The organism is Burkholderia sp. E168m15 (assembly GCF_016586105.1).
Classification (GTDB): Bacteria; Pseudomonadota; Gammaproteobacteria; order Burkholderiales; family Burkholderiaceae; genus Burkholderia; species Burkholderia orbicola.
This window is the reverse complement of record NZ_BCPO01000251.1, coordinates 1-618: the sequence shown is the minus strand read 5'-3', so window position 1 is coordinate 618 and position 618 is coordinate 1. Positions and strand designations below refer to the sequence as shown.

Here is a 618-nt window from a genome sequence, read left to right as displayed (position 1 = left end):
AGAATTCACGGCATTCGGCATAGACCGCTGCCACAGCAAATATGCTGTCGAAGCGACGCGGTTTTTCGCTGATCTCGCCGAGGATCAGCGTATCGAGCTTCCGGTACTTGCTCATGATGGGTCTCCCGACATGTTGCAGGCCGTGCACACGCCGCGCCATTCGCCGGCAGCGTCGTGCACGTCGCCCGTTCCGTCGCAGGCCGAGCAGCGCACCATCAGCTCCGGATACAGCTTCTCGCGCAGGTGTTCAGGTAGGGCGGCCGCGCGGATCGCGAACACTTCGACGTCGGTCAGCTTCATTGGATCGCGCCCGCTGCGATCGCGTCGACGGCTTCGGTGAACGTTCGATATTCGTTCTCGCGCGACCACCACGCAAATATCGAGTACCGCTTGACCAACATCTCGGACGTTGTGCTGACGCCTATGTTGTCGGTGAGATTCGGGCTGGAGAACGCGACGGCTGACGTACGTTGAATCACACGGCGCTCCGTGCGTTCGACATAGACCTCCGGCTCACCTTTCTTCATCAGCGTGCGCCAGCGCGTGCCGTCCCGCTGATCGTCGGGCGACACCTCGGCACCGGCGGCCTGGCCTGAATTAGCGGTGATCGACTTGCGC

Annotated in this window: 2 protein-coding genes; both read right to left on the bottom strand. The window is 62.0% G+C overall.

What is annotated here, in order from left to right:
* Positions 1-111: 111 nt before the first annotated feature.
* The gene (locus JMF86_RS34920; protein ID WP_201317497.1) at positions 112-300 is read right to left on the bottom strand and encodes a hypothetical protein; all 189 of its coding nucleotides are present in this window, start codon (positions 298-300) and stop codon (positions 112-114) included.
* On the bottom strand, positions 297-618 hold a 322-nt coding region (locus tag JMF86_RS34915), incomplete at its 5' end, for a hypothetical protein (protein ID WP_201317496.1). The genes JMF86_RS34920 and JMF86_RS34915, both read right to left, overlap by 4 nt.

Bases quoted from the DNA above. Each gene is read 5' to 3' on its own strand.
- JMF86_RS34920 (WP_201317497.1), bottom strand. From the start codon at position 300: ATGAAGCTGACCGACGTCGAAGTGTTCGCGATCCGCGCGGCCGCCCTA.